The sequence below is a fragment of the Streptomyces sp. NPDC046122 genome, from assembly GCF_056429965.1.
In genome coordinates this window covers 367,492-371,855 of record NZ_JBWKLQ010000006.1, presented here as the reverse complement: position 1 = coordinate 371,855, position 4,364 = coordinate 367,492, and the positions used below count along the sequence as shown (strand labels likewise).

Here is a 4,364-nt window from a genome sequence, read left to right as displayed (position 1 = left end):
CATTCCCTCGCCCCACCCGACCCCCCCCCCCCCCCCCCTCCCCCCACCCCCCCCCCCCCCCCCCCCCCCCCCCCCCCCCCCCCCCCCCCCCCCCCCCCCCCCCCCGGTTCGTACGTACGCCTGGCCGCGCGCTTCCGCTTGCGGAGCCCACACCGAGCGGTTGATCTTGATTCAGCACCTCGTCCGGTGCCCATCCCGGTCATACCGCCTCGAAGGAGTGTCTCCGTGCGTCTGCACCGCCCCCTGCCGTCCCGTCCGTCCCGGTCCCGCCGGTTTCCGCGCCCCGGCGTGCGAGCCGTCGTCGGCGTCGTCGCGTCGCTCGCGCTCGTCGGCGTCCCGGGCGCCACCGCGTCCCCGGCCGCCGCCGACAGCCGTACGGCGCCTTCGGCCGACCCCGCGGCGGTCCGCGACTGGAACGCCATCGCCACCCGGACCATCAGCGCGAACCTCGGCGCCATGCACCCCTCCGGCCAGGTGGCCGTCTGGCACGCGTTCGTCTCCGTCGCCGTCCACAACGCCGTGGCCGGCATCCAGGGCCGGTACGCCCTCTACGAATGGAACGCGAGAGGGCCCGCCACCGCCTCCCCCGAGGCCGCGGCCGTGACCGCCGCTCACCGCGTACTGCTCGCCTGCTTCCCCGCCTCGCAGTCGCGGCTCGACGCGGAGTACGCCGACTCTCTCGCCAAGATCCCCGACGGCCCCGCCGAGGACCAGGGCGTGGCCTACGGGGAGCGGGCCGCCGAGCACATCGTCAGGCTCCGCGAGGGGGACGGCCGTTTCGAGCCGGTCGCGTACACGGCTCCGCCCGCGCCCGGAGTGTGGCGGCCCACGTCCCCCGCCCACCAGCCCTTCGTCGACGCCTGGCTCGGCACCCTGCGCCCGCTGCTGCTCAGGTCCCCGGACCAGTTCCGGCCGGGACCGCCCCCCGCCCTGACCTCCGCGCGCTACGCGCGGGACGTGAACGAGGCGAAGGCCATGGGCGCGAAGACGGGATCCGCCAGAACCGCGCAGCAGACGGAGACGGCCCTCTTCTTCGGGGGCAACCTGCTGGTGCAGTTCCAGACGGCCTTCCGGGACCACGCCGCCCGGCACGGCCTGGGCATCGCCGAAACGGCGCGGTTGTTCGCCGCGGTCAACACCTCGGCGGCCGACGCGGTCGTCACCGCCTGGGACTCCAAGCTCCACTACGGACTGTGGCGGCCGATCGACGCCGTCCAACTGGCCGACACCGACGGCAACCCCGCGACGGATGCGGACCCGCAGTGGCAGCCGCTGCTCGTGACACCCCCGCACCCCGAGTACATCAGCGGCCACGCCGCCGTCGCCGGCGCGGTCATGCGGACCGCGGCCGGGGTGCTCGGCACCTCGCGCGTCGACCTGAACGTCCCGTCCGAAGCCGTCACCACCACACGGCACTACGCGTACGCCGACGAGTTCAACCGGGACATGGTCGACGCCCGGGTGTGGGGCGGGATCCACTTCCGCAGCGCCGACGTGGCCGGGTGCGAGGCGGGCCTGCGTATCGGCGACTGGGCGCTCGCCCACTACTTCCAGCCACTGCGCAGGGCGACGCACGGCGCGCCGCACGCCCCGGCGTCCGGGGCGGCTCTTCCCCAATGTCCGCGCTGAAGTCCGAATCTCCCTCTAATCGGTTGAATAACCCGCATGAGGACATGGGCGCCCCCCTTGATGGGGAAGTGTGTCGGACATCGACCGCACATCGTCTGGAGCAACGTGGAGACCGAGACCACCGGCACCGTATGGAGCTGCCCCTTCGACTACGCGGAGGCCCTCGAGTTCGACCCCCAGCTCCGACGGATGCTGGAGACCGACCCCGTGGCGCGGATCCGCATGCCGTACGGAGAAGGGGAGGCCTGGCTCGTCACCCGCTACGAGGACGTGCGGACGGTCACCACCGACCGGCGGTTCAGCCGCGGCGCGGTCAAGGGCCGCGACTTCCCGCGGATGACGCCGGAGCCGATCGTGCAGTCGGAGTCCATCAACCTCATGGACCCGCCGGCGAGCAGCCGGCTGCGCAGCCTGGTCGCCAAGAGCTTCGCGCCGCGCCATGTGGCGCGCATGCGCGAGCGCACCCAGGGTGTGGTGGACCTGATGCTCGACCGGATGGCGGACCTCGGTTCCCCCGCCGACCTCGTCGAGCACATCGCCGCGCCGCTGCCGCTCATGACGATCTGTGAGGTCCTCGGCATCCCCGAGGACGACCGGCCTCGGCTGCGCGGCCACGCCTACACCATGATGAACGTGAGCGCGGAGAACCGGGAGGCCGCCGTCCGCGCGAAGGCCGCCCTGCGCGCCTACTTCGCCGAGCTGAGCGCCGAGCGGCGCCGCTCGCCCGGCGACGACCTGATCAGCACGCTGGCCACCGCCCGCGACGGTGCGGAGCTGCTCGACGACGACGAGCTGGCCGTCATGTCGATGGTGCTGCTCATCACGGGCCAGGACACCACGACGTACGAGATCGGGAACATCGCGTACACGCTGCTCACCCGCCCCGACGTCCTCGGCGCGCTCCGTGCGCGCCCCTCGGTGCTGCCGGCGGCGATCGAGGAACTCCTGCGCTTCATCCCGTTCCGCAAGGGCGTCGGCATCCCGCGGATCGCCACCGAGGACGTGGAGCTGAGCGGCGTGCGGATCCGGGCCGGGGACGTCGTCCACGTCTCGTACCTCACGGCGAACCGGGACGAGCGGAAGTTCGACCGGCCCGACGCACTGGACGTGGACCGGCCCACGGTGCCCCACATGACCTTCGGCTGGGGAGCGCACCACTGCCTGGGCGCGCCGCTCGCCGCGATGGAGCTCGAGGTCGTCTTCGCCACGCTCCTCGACCGCTTCCCGGGGCTGCGGCTCGCGGTGGAGCCGTCGCAGGTGCGCTGGAACACCACCTCCATCTGGCGCTACCCGCTCGGCCTTCCCGTCGCCTGGTGAGCGCGAGGCAGCCTGACGAAGAGCCGGTGTGACGAAGACCCGTGGGACGTGACCCGCGGGACGAAGACCTGTGTGACCAACAGGCCGTGTGCGACCACCCGTGGTGACGAGCGCCCCGTGGTGACGACAGCCCGGCTGTACCGCTGCCCGGCATGAGACCCGGCATGAGACAAGGAAGAACCATGGCCACACTGTGCCGACCGTCCGTCGCCGTACCCGATCACGTCATTACGATGGAGCAGACCCTCGAACTGGCCCGCGAGACGCACGCGGATCATCCGCAGCGGGGCCTCGTCCTGCGCCTCATCGAGAACACCGGTGTCCGCACCCGGCACATCGTGCAGCCGATCGAGGACACCTTGCGGCACCCCGGTTTCGAGATCCGCAACCAGCTGTACGAGGCGGAGGCCAAGGCACGCGTCCCCGGCGTCGTGCGTCAGGCGCTCGCCCACGCCGAGGTGGAGCCCGGCGAGATCGACCTGATCGTCTACGTCTCCTGCACCGGTTTCATGATGCCGTCTCTGACCGCCTGGCTGATCAACACGATGGGCTTCCGGCCGGAGACCAGACAACTGCCCATCGCCCAGCTCGGCTGCGCTGCCGGCGGCGCGGCGATCAACCGCGCGCACGACTTCTGCACGGCGTATCCGAAGGCCAACGTACTGATCGTCTCCTGCGAGTTCTGCTCGCTCTGCTACCAGCCCACCGACATCGGAGTGGGCTCGCTGCTCTCCAACGGGCTGTTCGGCGACGCGATCTCGTCGGCCGTGGTGCGCGGCGAGGGCGGGGTCGGCATGCGGATCGAGCGCAACGGCTCGCATCTCGTGCCCCACACGGAGGACTGGATCTCGTACGCCGTACGGGACACCGGGTTCCACTTCATGCTCGACAAACGGGTGCCGGGAACCATGGAGATGCTGGCCCCGGCGCTCAAGTCGCTCGTCGCCCAGCACAGCTGGGAGGTGTCGCAGATGGACTTCTTCATCGTCCACGCGGGCGGCCCGCGCATCCTCGACGACCTGTGCCACTACCTGGACCTGCCGCCGGAGATGTTCCGGTTCAGCCGGGCGACGCTCACCGAACGCGGGAACATCGCCAGTTCCGTGGTCTTCGACGCGCTGGCGCGGCTGTTCGACGAGGGCACGGTCGAGGACGGGGCCGGCGGACTGATCGCCGGGTTCGGGCCCGGCATCACGGCCGAGACCGCGATCGGCCGGTGGGTGGGAGCACCCGCGCCCGCCGTCCGGGCCGCCGGGGCGGCGATGGCCGAGGCGGTGGGCTGAGCGCCCGGGGAAACCTGAAGGGCGCGGGGGGGGGGGGGGGGGGGCAGCGCAAACCCCCCCACCCCGTGAGGGGGGGGGGGGGATGCCGGAGGAAAGGGAGTGGGGGGGAAGGGACGTCTCCCCCCCGGGGGGGGC

Annotated in this window: 3 protein-coding genes; all 3 read left to right on the top strand. The window is 72.1% G+C overall.

The annotated features are described in order from the left end of the window. The first annotated feature begins 225 nt into the window (after positions 1-225). The 3 genes from AC07FK_RS19785 (at position 226) to AC07FK_RS19775 (ending at position 4,229) form a co-directional block, all read left to right on the top strand. Positions 226-1,629, top strand: coding sequence for a vanadium-dependent haloperoxidase (locus AC07FK_RS19785; protein ID WP_479106181.1), 1,404 nt, complete (start codon positions 226-228; stop codon positions 1,627-1,629). A gap of 105 nt (positions 1,630-1,734) precedes the next feature. Next, positions 1,735-2,946, top strand: coding sequence for a cytochrome P450 (locus AC07FK_RS19780; protein WP_479106180.1), 1,212 nt, complete (start codon positions 1,735-1,737; stop codon positions 2,944-2,946). Between the two features lie 182 nt (positions 2,947-3,128). Beyond that, complete coding sequence (locus AC07FK_RS19775) at positions 3,129-4,229, top strand: type III polyketide synthase (protein WP_479106179.1); 1,101 nt, start codon at positions 3,129-3,131, stop codon at positions 4,227-4,229. Positions 4,230-4,364 lie beyond the last annotated feature (135 nt).